The sequence below is a fragment of the Reella acinonychis genome, assembly GCF_052828705.1.
Genome location: NZ_CM128256.1, coordinates 1,807,714 through 1,823,672, shown reverse-complemented (window position 1 = coordinate 1,823,672; position 15,959 = coordinate 1,807,714). Strand labels below are relative to the sequence as shown.

Annotated in this window: 17 protein-coding genes; all 17 read left to right on the top strand. The window is 38.7% G+C overall.

Features of this window, described 5'->3' with window-relative positions; translation table 11 throughout:
• Positions 1–74 precede the first annotated feature (74 nt).
• A complete protein-coding gene (frr, locus tag ACUXZ4_RS08920) occupies positions 75–632 on the top strand; it encodes a ribosome recycling factor (RefSeq protein ID WP_464972851.1) in 558 nt (185 codons plus the stop codon).
• 104 nt (positions 633–736) lie between these two features.
• A complete protein-coding gene (locus tag ACUXZ4_RS08915) occupies positions 737–955 on the top strand; it encodes a hypothetical protein (RefSeq protein WP_464972850.1) in 219 nt (72 codons plus the stop codon).
• A gap of 45 nt (positions 956–1,000) precedes the next feature.
• Complete coding sequence (gene ispC, locus ACUXZ4_RS08910; RefSeq protein WP_464972849.1) at positions 1,001–2,197, top strand: 1-deoxy-D-xylulose-5-phosphate reductoisomerase; 1,197 nt, start codon at positions 1,001–1,003, stop codon at positions 2,195–2,197.
• 99 nt (positions 2,198–2,296) lie between these two features.
• The gene (uppS, locus tag ACUXZ4_RS08905) at positions 2,297–3,016 is read left to right on the top strand and encodes a polyprenyl diphosphate synthase (RefSeq protein ID WP_464972848.1); all 720 of its coding nucleotides are present in this window, start codon (positions 2,297–2,299) and stop codon (positions 3,014–3,016) included.
• Positions 3,017–3,028: 12 nt separating this feature from the next.
• On the top strand, positions 3,029–3,892 hold the full coding sequence (locus ACUXZ4_RS08900) for a phosphatidate cytidylyltransferase (protein WP_464972847.1): 864 nt from the start codon (positions 3,029–3,031) through the stop codon (positions 3,890–3,892).
• Positions 3,893–3,901: 9 nt separating this feature from the next.
• Entirely contained in the window at positions 3,902–5,230 is a 1,329-nt protein-coding gene (gene rseP / locus ACUXZ4_RS08895) for a sigma E protease regulator RseP (protein ID WP_464972846.1), read from the top strand.
• A 48-nt stretch (positions 5,231–5,278) separates the two neighbouring features.
• Positions 5,279–7,639 carry an outer membrane protein assembly factor BamA gene (gene bamA, locus ACUXZ4_RS08890; RefSeq protein ID WP_464972845.1) on the top strand — a complete coding sequence of 787 codons (2,361 nt, stop codon included), beginning with the start codon at positions 5,279–5,281 and terminating at the stop codon, positions 7,637–7,639.
• 105 nt (positions 7,640–7,744) lie between these two features.
• Entirely contained in the window at positions 7,745–8,299 is a 555-nt protein-coding gene (locus tag ACUXZ4_RS08885; protein ID WP_464972844.1) for an OmpH/Skp family outer membrane protein, read from the top strand.
• A gap of 22 nt (positions 8,300–8,321) precedes the next feature.
• The gene (lpxD, locus tag ACUXZ4_RS08880; protein ID WP_464972843.1) at positions 8,322–9,347 is read left to right on the top strand and encodes a UDP-3-O-(3-hydroxymyristoyl)glucosamine N-acyltransferase; all 1,026 of its coding nucleotides are present in this window, start codon (positions 8,322–8,324) and stop codon (positions 9,345–9,347) included.
• Positions 9,348–9,482: 135 nt separating this feature from the next.
• Positions 9,483–9,944 (top strand): 3-hydroxyacyl-ACP dehydratase FabZ, encoded by a 462-nt coding sequence (gene fabZ / locus ACUXZ4_RS08875; protein ID WP_464974025.1) that lies wholly within the window; start codon positions 9,483–9,485, stop codon positions 9,942–9,944.
• A gap of 9 nt (positions 9,945–9,953) precedes the next feature.
• Positions 9,954–10,763 (top strand): acyl-ACP--UDP-N-acetylglucosamine O-acyltransferase, encoded by an 810-nt coding sequence (lpxA, locus tag ACUXZ4_RS08870; protein WP_464972842.1) that lies wholly within the window; start codon positions 9,954–9,956, stop codon positions 10,761–10,763.
• Between the two features lie 65 nt (positions 10,764–10,828).
• Positions 10,829–11,992 (top strand): lipid-A-disaccharide synthase, encoded by a 1,164-nt coding sequence (gene lpxB / locus ACUXZ4_RS08865; protein WP_464972841.1) that lies wholly within the window; start codon positions 10,829–10,831, stop codon positions 11,990–11,992.
• Positions 11,993–11,999: 7 nt separating this feature from the next.
• The gene (gene rnhB, locus ACUXZ4_RS08860; protein ID WP_464972840.1) at positions 12,000–12,590 is read left to right on the top strand and encodes a ribonuclease HII; all 591 of its coding nucleotides are present in this window, start codon (positions 12,000–12,002) and stop codon (positions 12,588–12,590) included.
• A gap of 27 nt (positions 12,591–12,617) precedes the next feature.
• Positions 12,618–14,474, top strand: coding sequence for an SLC13 family permease (locus ACUXZ4_RS08855; protein WP_464972839.1), 1,857 nt, complete (start codon positions 12,618–12,620; stop codon positions 14,472–14,474).
• Positions 14,475–14,533: 59 nt separating this feature from the next.
• Positions 14,534–15,127, top strand: a complete 594-nt coding sequence (gene mog / locus ACUXZ4_RS08850; RefSeq protein WP_464972838.1) for a molybdopterin adenylyltransferase — start codon at positions 14,534–14,536, stop codon at positions 15,125–15,127.
• 5 nt (positions 15,128–15,132) lie between these two features.
• The gene (locus ACUXZ4_RS08845) at positions 15,133–15,594 is read left to right on the top strand and encodes a DMT family transporter (protein WP_464972837.1); all 462 of its coding nucleotides are present in this window, start codon (positions 15,133–15,135) and stop codon (positions 15,592–15,594) included.
• Positions 15,595–15,605: 11 nt separating this feature from the next.
• On the top strand, positions 15,606–15,944 hold the full coding sequence (gene glnB, locus ACUXZ4_RS08840) for a nitrogen regulatory protein P-II (protein ID WP_464972836.1): 339 nt from the start codon (positions 15,606–15,608) through the stop codon (positions 15,942–15,944).
• Positions 15,945–15,959 lie beyond the last annotated feature (15 nt).

Here is a 15,959-nt window from a genome sequence, read left to right as displayed (position 1 = left end):
TTTTATTTAAAAAAATGTAAAAATCCAGTACAATTCCATTGTTTTTATCTCAACATAGATTAAAGGATACACGAATGATTAATGAAATTAGAAAAGATGCACAAGATCGTATGGAAAAAAGTCTTGAGGCGTTAAAAGGTCATATTTCTAAGATCCGCACAGGTCGTGCACAACCTTCATTATTAGATGCTATTCAAGTGGATTATTATGGTGCTGCAACTCCATTACGCCAATTAGCGAACGTAGTCGCTGAAGATGCACGCACATTAGCGGTAACTGTTTTTGATCGTAGCCTAATTGGTGCGGTAGAAAAAGCCATTTTAACTTCTGATTTAGGTTTAAACCCGTCTTCAGCAGGGACAACCATTCGTGTTCCATTACCACCATTAACAGAAGAACGTCGTCGTGATCTAATTAAATTAGTGAAAGCCGAAGGCGAGCAAGGTAAAGTGGCGGTCCGTAACGTACGTCGTGATGCTAATGACAAAATTAAACAATTATTAAAAGACAAAGAAATTAGCGAAAACGAGCAACACAAAGCGGAAGCTGAAATTCAAAAAATCACAGATGATTTTGTGAAGAAAGTGGATGCAGTATTGGCGGAAAAAGAAAAAGAATTATTGGATTTCTAATTGAAGTGTACTCGCTGTAGTATAGTGATTTAATAAAAACATTGGAGAATAGCTTCATTTCAAATACTGAACAATTACCTAAAAATCCTAAATTAGCTATTCTTATGAGCATCATTATTGGCTGCGCAATGCTCTATGGGGCTTTCTATATTTATCAAGATATTCTTGAATGGGAAGCAATGGGTGGTACAAAACGTATGCATTGGATGATTTATATGGCTTACGAATTATTAGGTGCTATAGGTGTTTCAGCATTAGTTGCGATAGTCGGATTATTCTTTTTCTATCATGCGTACCGTTTATATGGAAAGCTGAAAGGCTAATCTTTATTTAGGGCGTCAAACGCCCTATTTTTATATGTATTTAAAATGAAAAAACAAAAACTTGTCATTCTTGGTTCTACGGGTTCTATTGGAACCAGCACCTTATCTGTTATTGAACACAATCCAAAACAATATGAAGCCTTTGCCCTTGTAGGTGGGCGCAATGTGGATTTAATGTTCGAACAATGTGTCAAATTTCAGCCTCAATTTGTGGCATTAGCAGATGAAACTGCTGCTCAGAAATTACGTGAAAAATTAACCGCACTTCATAGCAAAACACAGGTTCTAAGTGGTCAACAAGCAATTTGTGAATTAGCTGCTCATCCTGATGTAGATCAAGTGATGGCTGCAATTGTGGGCGCAGCGGGTTTATTACCAACCCTTGCGGCGATTAAAGCTGGCAAGCGTATTTTGTTGGCTAACAAAGAAGCATTGGTGACTTGTGGTCAGCTATTTCTTGATGAAGTGCGTAAAAATAAAGCGCAACTTTTGCCCGTCGATAGTGAACATAATGCGATTTTTCAATCCTTACCGCCACAGGCACAACAACAAATCGGTTTCTGTCCACTTGCTGAATTGGGTATTAGTAAAATTGTATTAACAGGATCGGGCGGGCCTTTCCGTTACACTGATTTAAGCGAATTCGAACATATTACGCCTGCGCAAGCTGTTGCTCATCCTAATTGGTCAATGGGGAAAAAGATCTCTGTGGATTCAGCGACCATGATGAACAAAGGTTTAGAATATATTGAAGCGCGTTGGTTATTTAATGCCAGTGAAGATGAAATGGAAGTGATCATTCATCCTCAATCAATTATTCATTCCATGGTGCGTTATATTGATGGTTCAGTGATTGCCCAAATGGGCAATCCAGATATGCGTACGCCAATTGCAGAAACCATGGCTTATCCACAACGTATTTTTGCGGGTGTTGCTCCATTAGATTTCTATCAACTTAATGGTTTGACGTTCTTACAACCCGATTATCAGCGTTATCCTTGCTTAAAATTGGCTATTGATGCTTTCGCTGCAGGGCAATATGCGACAACCGCTTTAAATGCAGCCAATGAAATTGCAGTAGAAGCCTTTTTAAATGAGCAAATTAAATTTACGGATATTGCGAAGGTGAATTTGGCTGTGGTCGAAAAAATGCCATCACAACAGATTATTTGTGTTGAAGATGTGTTGGAAGTGGATCGTAAAGCAAGAGAATTGGCATTGCAGTTAATTTCATCAAAATAACACCGCACTTTTAGCCTAGAATAAAAGCTCATAGCGCAAGTTAGTGAGTTATGCTATATTCAGGCACAAATTTAGATGAAGCAATAATATTGATTTTTAATGAAAGAATTAGATCCAAATAATATTCCTCAACATATTGCAATTATTATGGATGGCAATGGCCGTTGGGCAAAACAGAAAGGCAAAATGCGTGTGTTTGGACATACCAATGGCGTAAAGGCTGTACGTCGTTCCGTCGCCTATGCGAGAGAAATTGGGGTGAAATCCTTAACGCTTTATGCCTTTAGTAGCGAAAATTGGAATCGTCCAGCAGAAGAAGTATCAGCTTTAATGAGTTTATTTATGCAAGCGCTTGATCGAGAAGTGAAAAAATTGCATAAAAATAATATCAAACTCAATATCTTAGGGGATGTTTCTAAATTCAGCCCAAGTTTACAAGCAAAGATTGCTGCCGCAGAAAAAACAACCGAAAATAACACCGCACTTACTCTCAATATTGCTGCCAATTATGGTGGCTGTTGGGATATTGTGCAGGCAACGCAACAGATTGCAACTCAGGTGAAACAAGGGGATTTGTTAATTGAACAGATTAATGAAGAACTTTTCCAACAAAATTTGGTCACAAAACAGCAGCCGCCAGTAGATTTATTGATTCGTACCAGTGGCGAGCAACGCATTAGTAATTTCTTATTATGGCAAATCGCTTATGCGGAATTATTTTTTTCCGAAGTGTTATGGCCTGATTTTGATGAACAAGAATTTAATCGTGCCATTTGGGCATATCAACAACGTGAGCGCCGCTTTGGCGGTTCAGAATAGAGGTAAAAAAACGTGCTTAAAGAACGAGTTATTTCAGCTATTTTTATGATTGCCATTGTTTGTGTTGCGTTACTTTTCTTTTCTCCTTTCTATTTTACTTTAGCGCTTGGCGTTGTTGTAACCCTTGGCATATGGGAATGGACACAGTTTCCTAAATTAAAATTCGTTTGGCGTTTTGTGGTTACTGCATTAGCAGCCGCTTTTTTATTTTTATGGATTTTTACTTACGCCGATTATTTAAATGCGGGGCGTGTGTTTGAAGATTATGCAGAGCCGTTATTGTTAGTGTCTGTTATTTGGTGGTTGGCGGCAACAGGACTCGTGATGAGTTATCCAAATTCTGCAAAATTATGGAGTAAATCTTTAATTCTTCAGTTGATTTTTGCGTTTAATACGTTAGTCCCTTTCTTAGTTGCTGTTGCTAGCTTACGTTTAGAAAACTATGTTGTCGATTCAATTCATGGCGTTCAGTTATTGCTTTATGTCTTTATTCTAGTTTGGGCGGCAGATAGTGGTGCTTATTTTGCTGGACGTAAATTCGGTAAACATAAATTAGCACCCAAAGTGTCACCTGGAAAAACATGGCAAGGTGTGATTGGCGGCGTGATTTCTGCTGGTGTGCTGGCGATGCTCTTTATTCATTTTGCCGGCGAAAGTTTGTTTATGCATGGCAATCTGCTTTCTTTAACCCTATTATCTGTTGCAACCATCGTTATTTCAGTATTGGGCGATTTAACCGAAAGTATGTTCAAGCGTGAAAGTGGTATTAAAGACAGTAGCAATTTGATTCCAGGACATGGTGGCATTTTAGATCGTATTGATAGCTTAACCGCTGCAACCCCGTTTTTTGCCTATTTTTACTTTTTCTGGCTATAGGAATTTTGAATGTCGTTTTTGTGGTCATTAGCTTCTTTTATTGTTGTTATTGGTATCTTGGTTTCCGTACATGAATTTGGGCATTTCTGGGCGGCGAGAAAGTGCGGTATAAAAGTTCATCGTTTTTCTATTGGCTTTGGCAAAGTTTTGTGGTCAAAAAAGGATAAAAAAGGAACGGAATTTGCGGTTTCAGTTATTCCGCTTGGCGGCTATGTGAAAATGCTGGATGAACGTAATGAAGAAGTGCCTGCACATTTACGATCAGAAAGTTTTAATCATAAAACTGTATTACAACGCGCTTTTGTCATTGTCGCAGGGCCTTTAGCTAATTTTATTTTTGCTATTTTCGCATATTGGGTTATTTTTTCTGTTGGTATTCCAAGTGTTAAACCGGTAATTGCAGACGTGAAAACGGATAGCATTGCTGCATTAGCGGGTATTCAACCTGATAGTCAAATTTTAGCTATTGATGGTACGGATACTGCAGATTGGGAAAGCATCAATATGCTATTGGCAACCAAATTAGGTAATCAGCAAGTCGCCATAACTGTTACGCCTTTTGGCGAAGACCGTCCACAACAAAAAACATTGGATATTTCTGGTTGGTCTTTTGAACCGGATAAACAAACGGCATTCCGTTCTTTAGGAATTTCGCCTGTAAGCAATCAAATTGAGATGAAAATTTCAAAGGTTGCAGAAAATTCGCCTGCTGAAAAAGCGGGTTTGCAAGTTGGTGATGAAATTTATCAATTAAATCAGCAATCTTTTGTTTGGCAAGATTTTGTCAGCGAAGTACAAAGAGGACAAGCTTTGCACCTAACAGTATTACGCAATGGAGAAATGTTTACTTTACAGGTGATGCCAGAGCAAAAAGAGGGGCGTTATTTTGTGGGGATTTCACCAACCGTTAAGCCACTAGCTGAGCAGTATCGCACAGAATTAAAATATGATATGCTTGATGCTCTGTGGAAAGGCGTAGAGAAAACTGGTCAATTGGCTTGGTTAACAATCAAAGTTATTGGAAAATTGTTTACCGGCGATCTTTCCCTGAATAATTTAAGTGGTCCAATTTCCATTGCACAGGGGGCTGGCGTATCTTCCCAAATTGGATTTATTTATTATTTGAGCTTTATGGCATTAATTAGTGTCAATTTGGGCATTATGAATTTATTTCCGTTGCCAGTATTAGATGGTGGTCATCTTGTTTTCTTGGCGGCGGAAGGCATTCGAGGCAAACCTATTTCTGAACGAATCCAACATATTTGTTATCGAGTAGGTGCAGTGTTGTTATTAACCCTAACTGCTTTCGCTTTATTTAATGATTTTTTACGTTTATAAAACGTTGTAAAATTTAACCGCACTTTAATTTAATAAGGTCATCAGAAAATGAAAAAACTTTTAATTGCTAGTTTATTATTTGGCTCTGCTAGCGTTTATGCTGCACCATTTGTGGTGAAGGATGTTCGCGTTGACGGCGTTCAAGCTGGGGCAGAAGGAAATGTATTAGCGGGTTTACCTATAAATGTGGGTAAAACCATTACTGATAATCAGATCGCGCATATTGTAAAAACACTCTATGCAAGAGGCTATGATGACGTAAGAGCTGGTCGTGAAGGAAACACATTAGTGATTTCTGTATTTCAACAACCAGTCATCACAGAAGTAACATTAGATGGTAACAGCACCATTCCAGATGAAGCTTTAAAAGCAAATTTAGAAAGTAATGGCTTTAAAAGCGGTGAAGTTCTTAATCGTGAAAAATTAGAAGCTTTCCGTCAAAGTTTATTAGACCATTATCAAAATACAGGTCGTTATAATGCGAAAGTGGAAGCTATCGTAAATAATTTGCCGAATAACCGCGCGGAAGTGAAGTTACAGATTAAAGAAGATGATGTTGCTTTATTAAAAGGCATTACTTTTGAAGGTAATAATCATATTGATAGTGACACTTTACAAGAGCAAATGGAATTACAACCAGATGCATGGTGGAAATTATTTGGTAATAAATTTGCACCAGACCAATTTGGTAAAGATATCAATGCGATTCAAGATTATTATGCAGAAAATGGTTATGCCAAGGCACGAGTAACAGGCACTGATGTTCAGTTAAATGAAGCAAAAACAGAAGCGCAAGTGAAAGTGATGGTTGATGAAGGCGATGTGTATACCGTTAATCATGCTCGAATTATCGGGGATGTGGGTGGTATGCAAGACGAATTAGCGCCTTTATTGAAAGGTATTCGTTTAAATGATGAATTCCGCCGTAGCGAAATTTCAGCAGTTGAAAATGATATTAAAGCGAAATTAGCTGAACAAGGCTATGCGACTGCACAGGTAAATATTCACCCAGAATTTGATGAAACCAATAAAACCATTGCAATTACTTACATTGTTGAAGCTGGACGTCGTTATTCTGTTCGCCAAATTCGTTTTGAAGGAAACACAGTAAGTGCAGATAGCACATTACGTCAAGAAATGCGTCAACAAGAAGGTACTTGGTTATCTTCCCAATTAGTTGAATTGGGTAAAATTCGCTTAGAGCGTACAGGTTTCTTTGAAACAGTTGAACAACGCAATGAAGTGGTTCCAGGAACAGATGACCTTTTAGATGTTGTTTATAATGTGAAAGAGCGTAATACAGGGAGTATTAACTTCGGTATTGGTTATGGTACAGAAAGTGGTTTTAGCTACCAATCAAGTATTAAGCAAGATAACTTCTTAGGAACAGGCGCTGCAGTTAGCCTTGGTGGTCGAAAAGATAAGTATTCCACAAGTATTAATTTAGGTTATACCGAACCTTACTTCACAAAAGATGGTGTAAGCCTAGGTGGAAATGTCTTCTATGAAAAATATGACAACTCAGATGATAAGAATGCAGCAAGTTTCTCTCGTACTACTTATGGTGCCGATGTAACCTTAGGTTTCCCTGTGAACGAGAACAACTCTTATTATTTAGGTTTAGGCTATGCTTACAATAAATTGAAAAATGTGGCACCTGAATATTCACGCCAAAAATATTTGGATTCAATGAAATATGAAGGTCGTTCATTCAAGTCAAATGACTTCTTCTTTAAAGCTGGCTGGAACTACAATAGTTTAAACCGCGGTTATTTCCCAACTAAAGGTGTGAAAGCAGGTATTGGTGGTTCTGTTACTATTCCGGGATCTGATAATAAATTCTATGCATTAACAGCGGATTTTGCAGGTTTCTATCCATTAGATCGTGATCATGCTTGGGTTATTTCGGCGAAAGCTGGAGCGGCTTATGCGAATGGGTTTGGTGGAAAACGTGTTCCGTTCTACCGTAACTATAGCGCTGGTGGTATCGGTTCATTACGCGGCTTTGCTTCAGGTGCGATTGGACCAAATGCGATATATGCAACAAACAAACCAGGACAGTATCAGCCAAGTACCGATATTATCGGTGGTAATGCAATGGTTAATGCAAGTTTAGAATTAATCGTACCTACACCATTTGTTGCAGAAAAAAATCAACACAGCGTAAGAACATCTGTATTCTTTGATGCTGCGAGTGTATGGGATACAAAATGGAAAAAAGAAGGTAAGAAAGACTTCCCGTCATTACCTGATTATGGTGATCCAACTCGAGTACGTACCTCTGCTGGCGTAGCATTCCAATGGCAATCGCCAATTGGACCATTGGTATTCTCTTATGCAAAACCAATCAAAAAATATAAAAATGATGATGTTGAGCGTTTCCAATTTAGCATTGGTGGTACATTCTAATATTATTTAATGAACTAATTCTGAGTTTGCAAGTCTAAGCCTAGGCTTGCACTCAGAAATATCTGAGTTCTTTGAAAAATGATTAATTACAAGGAAATTAAACAAATGAAAAAAATCGTAAAAGTAACCGCACTTTCTTTAGCTTTAGGTTTTGCTTCTGCTGCAATGGCTGCTGAAAATATTGCATTTATCAATGCGGGTTTCTTATTCCAACATCATCCAGAACGTGAAGCAATTGCACAAAAATTAGATAAAGAATTTAAAGGCAAAGCAGATCAATTAGCGGCAGCTAAGAAAAAAATTGAAGGTAAAATTGCTGCATTGAAAAAAGAAGCGCCAAATTTACGTAGTGCTGATATTAAGAAACGTGAAGATGAAATTAATAAATTAATGAAAGATCACGATGCGCAAGCACAAAAATTCCAACAAAATGCACAAGCATTGGAAAATGAAGAACGTGCTAAATTATTAGAATCAATCCAAACTGCAACAAATAATTTAGCAAAAGAAAAAGGTTATACTTACGTGCTTGATGCAAATTCTGTAGTTTTCGCTGTTGATGGTAAAGATATTACTGAAGATGTCTTAAAAGCAATGGGTGGTAAATTACCAGAAGCGCCAAAAGCGGAAGAAAAACCAGCAGAACCAGCGAAAAAATAATTCCTGAATAGGTAAATAAATAATGCGTTCTTATACATTAAAAGAATTAGCAGAACATATCGGCGGTGCCATTCGTGGCAACGCCGATGTTATTGTTACGGCTATTGCGCCTTTAGATAAAGCAACTAGTCAACAACTCACCTTCATTTCAAACGTTAAATATCGTCCTTATCTTGCTTTATCCCAAGCAGGAATTTTAGTTGTCTCTGAGGCAGATGTTGAGTTTTGTGCCGCTGATGCTAACTTATTGATCGTTAAAAATCCTTATGTGGCTTATGCTTTATTAGCGCAATATATGGATGGCACGCCTAAAGCAGCTTATGATATTGCTTCAAGTGCGGTGATTTCTAGCACAGTTTCTTTAGGGCAAAATGTTTCTATTGGTGCAAATGCGGTTGTTGAAGATGGCGCTGTCATTGGTGATAACGCGATTATTGGCTCGGGTTGTTTTATTGGTAAAAATGCCACTATTGGTGCCAATACACAACTTTGGGCAAATGTGTCGATTTATCATGATGTTCAGATTGGCGAGCATTGTTTAATTCAATCTGGTGCAGTGATTGGCAGTGATGGTTTCGGTTACGCTAATGAGCGTGGTCGTTGGATTAAAATTCCTCAAACGGGTTCTGTGATTATTGGTAATCATGTTGAAATTGGTGCTTGCACTTGTATTGACCGTGGTGCTTTAGATAATACAGTGATTGAAGATAATGTGATTATCGATAACCTATGCCAAATTGCACATAATGTACACATTGGTACAGGCACAGCGGTTGCAGGTGGCGTGATTATGGCAGGAAGTCTAAAAGTAGGACGTTATTGCCAAATTGGTGGCGCAAGTGTGATCAATGGTCATATGGAAATTTGTGATCAAGCAGTGATTACTGGGATGGGTATGGTCATGCGTCCAATTACTGAGCCGGGTATTTATTCTTCAGGTATTCCATTGCAAACTAATAAACAATGGCGCAAAACAGCGGCATTAACAATGGATATTGATAATATGAATAAACGTCTCAAAGCATTAGAAAAGAAATTAGCTGAGTAATAAAAAGGCCTACGAAAGTAGGCTTTATTTATTTTGGCATTTATCTTGTCTAACCTCAATAGACTGTAAATTTTGATCCAAATAACGTATAATTAGCTAAAATTAATTTAGTATAAGTTAAAAGATAAGGTACTTATTGTGACAACGGAAAGAACTCCTCGTATCATTGAAGCAAGTGAAATCATGACATTATTGCCACACCGCTATCCTTTTTTATTAGTGGATCGCGTAGTGGATTATCAAGAAGGCGAATGGTTAAAAGCCGTAAAAAATATTAGCGTGAACGAGCCTTGTTTTACTGGTCATTTCCCTGAAAATCCAGTGTTTCCAGGCGTGTTAATTTTAGAAGCGATGGCACAAGCAACAGGCGTGTTAGCTTGTAAAACCTATCGTCCGTTAGAGAATGAACTCTATTATTTCGCGGCGATTGACAGCGCTCGTTTCCGTCGCCCTGTTTTACCTGGCGATCGTATGGAATTAGAAGTTCGCTTTGTTGCGGAACGTCGTGGTGTAACTAAATTTACAGGCGTTGCTACAGTAGATGGCAAAGTCGTCTGTGAAGCAGAATTGATGTGCGCACGCAGAGCCGCATCATAAGGAGAAATTATGACTCAGCACGATAATAAAAATATTCATCCAACGGCGAAAATTCACCCAACTTCTATTGTGGAACAAGGCGCAAAAATTGGCGAAAATGTGGTGATTGGTCCGTTTTGTGTGATTGGCGCTCAAGTTGAGATTGGTAAAGGAACTGTGCTTCATTCTCATGTTGTGGTAAATGGTGTCACGACTATCGGGGAAGATAACCAAATTTTCCAAGGGGCAAGTATTGGTGAAGTCAATCAAGATTTAAAATATCAGGGTGAGCCAACAAAAACTATTATTGGTGATCGCAACCGTATTCGTGAGAATGTAACCATCCATCGTGGAACAGTACAAGGTGGTGGTGTTACTCGTGTTGGTAGCGATAACTTATTCATGGTAAATGCTCATATTGCCCATGACTGTCGCATTAAAAACCGCTGTATTTTAGCCAATAATGCAACCCTAGCAGGACATGTTGAGCTGGATGATTTTGTGATCGTGGGTGGAATGTCAGCTATTCATCAATTTGTTATTGTTGGTGCTCATGTTATGCTGGGTGGCGGTTCTATGGTCAGCCAAGATGTACCACCTTATGTGATGGCGCAAGGCAATCATGCACGTCCATTTGGTGTCAACATTGAAGGATTAAAACGTCGTGGGTTTGATAAACCAACACTGCATGCCATTCGCAATGTTTATAAATTAATTTATCGTAGTGATAAAACTTTAGAAGAAGTGATGCCAGAAATTGAACATTATGCCAAAACAGAAACCGCAATTAGTTTCTTTTTAGAATTCTTTAAACGCTCCACGCGTGGCATTATTCGTTAATTAAAAACTCACTAAAAATAGACCGCACTTTTTAAGTGCGGTTATTTTTCATTAAGGATTGTGAAATGGAACAAAATAATCCAACTATTGCAATTGTAGCAGGGGAAGTTTCCGGTGATATTTTAGGCGCTGGTCTTATCCGCAGTTTGAAAATTCGTTATCCAAATGCTCGTTTTGTTGGCATTGCAGGGGATAGAATGATTGCTGAAGGCTGCGAAACCTTAGTGGATATGGAAGAAATTGCGGTAATGGGGTTAGCCGAAATTGTGAAGCATTTACCTCGTTTATTGCGAATTCGTAAAAATACGGTTCAGCAGTTATTGGCGCTAAAACCAGATATTTTTATTGGTATTGATTCGCCAGAATTTAATTTGTATGTAGAAGAAAAGCTTAAAGCACAGGGTATCAAAACCATTCATTATGTCAGCCCTTCTGTTTGGGCTTGGCGGCAAAATCGTATTCATCAAATTGCCAATGCAGTGGATTTGGTTTTAGCATTTTTACCTTTTGAGAAAGCCTTTTATGATCGTTTTAATGTGCCTTGCCGTTTTATTGGGCATACCATGGCGGATCAAATTGCCTTAAAACCAAATCGTTCAGAAGCCTGTCAATTACTTAATATTGATCCGAACCAACGCTATGTAGCGATTCTAGTTGGTAGCCGAGGTTCAGAAGTGGAATTCTTAGCGGAACCTTTTTTACAAACAGCACAAAAACTTAAACAACAATTCCCTGATGTGCAATTTTTGTTGCCTTTAATTAACCGCAAACGCCGAGAGCAATTTGAGCAAATCAAAGCGCAGGTTGCCCCTGAATTAGAAATGATCTTATTAGATGGTCAAGCTAGACAAGCGATGATTGCAGCAGAAGCCACTTTATTAGCTTCCGGAACTGCCGCATTAGAATGTATGCTCTGCAAATCACCAATGGTAGTGGGTTATCGAATGAAAAGCACCACTTATTTCCTTGCCAAACGCTTGGTGAAAACGGATTATATTGCTTTGCCTAATTTATTAGCCAATGAAATGCTGGTGCCAGAAATGATTCAGCAAGATTGCACAGCGGAGAAACTGGCTGAGAAATTGAGTTTGTATTTAGAACAAACGGAAAGTGCGGTGCAAAATCGTTATGTTTTAATTCAACGCTTTATGGATTTACACAAGCAAATTCAATGCGATGCAGATAAACAAGCGGCTGAAGCAGTGATTGAGTTACTTGAAACGAGATAATAGAACAATGGCATTTATTTATCCAGATGTAGATTTGATTGCTGGCGTTGATGAAGTGGGGCGTGGACCTTTAGTGGGCGCGGTCGTAACTGCAGCAGTCATTTTAGATCCAAACAATCCTATCCAAGGGTTAGCGGATAGTAAAAAATTATCTGAAAAGAAACGTTTGTTATTAGCGGAAGAAATTAAGCAAAAAGCGCTCGCTTGGGCATTAGGACGCGCAGAGCCGGAAGAAATAAATCAATTAAATATTTTGTACGCAACCATGTTAGCGATGCAACGAGCTGTAAAAAATCTGAAAATTCAACCGCACTTTGTGCTGGTGGATGGCAATCGCATTCCTGATTTAGCTATGCCTGCCCAGGCTGTTGTGAAAGGGGATAGTTTAGTAGCTGAAATTAGTGCCGCATCGATTTTAGCGAAGGTTGCTCGCGATCAAGAAATGGCGGAATTAGATCTGTTACATCCTGAATATGCATTTGCACAGCATAAAGGTTATCCAACTAAACTGCATTTAGAAAAATTAGCACAATTTGGACCTTTGCCCCAACATCGCCGCAGTTTTGCTCCGGTTAAAAAACTATTAACTAATAGATAAATGGACTTGAATGAGGAGAATTCACCAATGGATAAACTGACGATGCTTGAATTTCAATCCCCGCTGTTATGGACGGTGGGATTGCTTGTTATCGCCGTTTTTTTGTTTATTCAAAACAAATTACGCATGGATGTCATTGCGTTATTAGTGATGTTAGCTTTTTGTTTAACAGGGATTCTCAGTGTACAAGAAGTATTTGCGGGATTTAGTGATCCCAATATCATTTTGATCGCACTACTTTTTATTGTAGGAGAAGCACTTGTCCGGACTGGCGTGGCTTATCAAGTGAGCGAATGGCTAATGAAAGCGGCAAAAAATAGTGAAACGCGAGTGCTTATTTTGCTGATGTTAGCGGTCGCTGGCTTAGGTTCATTTATGAGTTCTACGGGCGTTGTGGCTATTTTCATTCCTGTGGTGTTAGTAATTTGTCAGCAAATGAATATTTCACCTAAGCGTTTAATGATGCCACTCAGTGTTGCAGGTTTAATTAGTGGTATGATGACATTAATTGCGACAGCGCCAAACCTAGTAGTGAATGCGGAATTAGTGCGTACATCAGCAGGTCGTTTTAGTTTCTTCTCTTTTACGCCTATTGGTTTAATTGTTTTGGTCATTGGCATTTTGTATATGTTGATTGCACGCCGTTGGCTTGCAAATGCTGATGAGCAATATACACAATTGGCGGATCGCCATTCCATTAAAGATCTAATTGAAAGCTATCAATTAAATCATCGAATTAAACGTTTTGTTGTCTTAGCTGATTCGGATTTTATTGGTAGTAGCGTGGCGGATTTGAATTTGCGTTCTACTTATGGCTTTAATATTTTAGCAATTGAACGTTGGAAGCGCTTTCGCCCTATGTTTATGGCAGTGTATTTGGGAAAATTAGAGATTAGAGCCAAAGATATCCTTATGATTGATATTGGTGATCCGGATCTTGATCTCACAGACTTTTGTTTACAACATCATTTAGAACCTACGGAAATTCGTGAAAAGAGTTTTAATGAACAAACGAAATCCATTGGTATGGCAGAAATAACGCCGATCCCTGATGCAAGCGCGGTAGGAAAAAGTGCGGTGGAATTACACTTTAGATCCAATTATGGTTTGAATATCATTGGTATTAAACGCAACGGTGAATTACTCAAAGGACCTATTGCTGAAGAAGCGTTAAAAGTGGGCGACTTGTTGTTGGTTGTGGGCGATTGGAAACTCTTGCACCAATTACGCGAACGAACAAAATCCTTTTTCTTATTAAATTATCCTAGCGAAGTGGAAAAGGCAGTGCCCGCTCGAAGCCAAGCCATACATGCCATATTATCCATTGCAGTGATGGTTGCTCTAATGGTTAGTGGAGTCGTTCCCAATGTGATTGCCGCATTAATCGCTTGTTTAATGCTTGGTAAATTCCGTTGTATTGATGCTAAAAGTGCTTATAGTAGCATTCATTGGTCAAGTCTCATTTTGATTATCGGTATGATGCCATTTTCTATTGCATTACAAAAAACGGGTGGTGTTTCTTTAGTAGTTGATTTTATGATTCATACCGTCGGTACCATGGGTAAACATTGGATGCTCATTAGTTTATTCTTATTGTGTGCAGTGGTAGGGCTTTTTATTTCCAATACGGCAACCGCAATTTTAATGGCACCTATTGCAATTACTATGGCACAACAGTTACATTTATCCCCAATGCCATTTGCAATGACGGTTGCGATTGCTTCATCCGCCGCATTTATGACACCAATTTCTTCGCCAGTGAATACGATGGTATTAGGTCCAGGTGGCTATAAATTTGCTGATTTTGTCAAAATAGGCGTTCCTTTTACCTTATTGGTAATGTTAGCGACTATTTTCTGTATTCCCGTATTATTCCCATTCTAAAGCGCGGTGAAAAAATGCCGAGTTTTAGTGGGAAAACACTAAATAAAATAAGGAAAAATATGACCGCACTTTTAGATGATTTTTTAAAAATTGGTTTAGTTTCTGTTTCCGATCGTGCTTCAGCAGGCGTGTATCAGGATCAAGGTATTCCTGAATTACAAGCTTGGTTAGAAAAAGCACTAATTGCGCCTTTTTCAATAGAAACACGTTTAATTCCTGATGAACAGAAACATATTGAGCAAACCTTAATTGAATTGGTGGATCAACATAAATGCCACCTGATTTTGACTACGGGCGGAACGGGGCCAGCTAAACGAGATGTGACACCTGATGCAACGCTTGCGATTGCAGAACGAGAGCTTCCTGGTTTTGGCGAACAAATGCGTCGCGTGAGTTTGCATTTTGTACCAACCGCGATTTTATCTCGTCAAGTTGCAGTAACTCGTCATGAAAGTTTGATTTTAAATTTACCCGGTCAACCTAAATCCATTAAACAAACATTGGAAGGGGTAAAAGATGAAAAAGGAAATGCAATCGTAGATGGTGTATTTGCCGCAGTACCTTATTGTTTGCAGTTACTCAGTGGTATTTATATTGATACACATCCAGAAGTTGTAAAAAGTTTTAGACCTGCCGCAGCAAAAAGAGAATAACCCCTATGTTTTTATCTTTTATCATTATCGCTTTATGTGCGGGTGCAGCGTTGGCAATTCAGTCGGCAATTAATAGCCAGTTAGCTGGTGCCATGGGGGGACAACCTGTTGTTGCGGCTTTTATTTCTTTCTTTACTGGGGCGGTCGTATTATTTAGCATTTGTTTATGGAAAGCGGATCTCGGGATTGCATGGCAACATTTGCCCAAGCAACCTTGGTGGCGTTTTATTGGCGGTGCACTAGGTGCATTGGTGGTTTATACCACGATTTTCCTCGCGCCTAAAATTGGTATTACCAATATGCTGTTTTTTATTATTGTTGGGCAGCTTATTACTGCTGCAATTATTGATCATTTTGGTTTGCTTGGTATGGCAGAGCGGCCTACCCATATTTGGCAATTAATTGGTTTTGTGATTATCGCTTGTGGATTAACAATTTTCTTTTTTGGCAAAAAATTATTTGGTTAGAAGGATAAAAAATGAAAAAAATAGAAGCCATTATTAAACCTTTTAAATTAGATGATGTGCGTGAAGCGTTGTCTGATATTGGTATTGCTGGTATGACAGTGACTGAAGTGAGAGGCTTTGGACGACAAAAAGGGCATACGGAATTATATCGTGGTGCCGAGTATGCAGTCGATTTCCTTCCTAAAGTAAAAATTGAATTAATTGTGCCAGCGGACTTGGTTGAACAATGTATTGAAGCCATTATGGATACCGCACAAACAGGCAAAATTGGTGATGGCAAGATTTTTGTTTACGATGTGGAGCGAGTTATTCGTATTCGTACAGGTGAAGAGAACGAAGACGCCATTTAAAGTGCGGTGTATTTT